This is a genomic window from Sulfitobacter sp. HI0040 (assembly GCF_001634885.1).
Taxonomy (GTDB): domain Bacteria; phylum Pseudomonadota; class Alphaproteobacteria; order Rhodobacterales; family Rhodobacteraceae; genus Sulfitobacter.
On sequence record NZ_LWEX01000532.1, the window covers coordinates 1 to 206 of the forward strand.

The 206-nt window shown below is 56.8% G+C and carries 1 protein-coding gene; it reads left to right on the top strand.

The window, feature by feature from the left end; genetic code table 11:
• Positions 1 to 12: 12 nt before the first annotated feature.
• A partial coding sequence (locus tag A3728_RS20100) for an SDR family oxidoreductase (protein ID WP_236630577.1) occupies positions 13 to 206 on the top strand: 194 nt, incomplete at its 3' end.

Genomic DNA, 206 nt, shown 5'->3' on the forward strand with positions numbered 1-206 from the left:
CTGGGTCTGACAATGAGCGCCGCGCGTGAATGGGGCCGTTATCGCATCAACGTCAATTCGGTCTGTTTCGGAATGGTCGAGACACCGATGACCGAGACCATCCGTTCCGAAAAATTCGCCGACAGGTATATGGCGCAGATTCCGATGGGACGGATGAGCACCCCTGAAGAAGTCGCGCAGCCCGTCTGTTTCCTGTTGTCCAACGC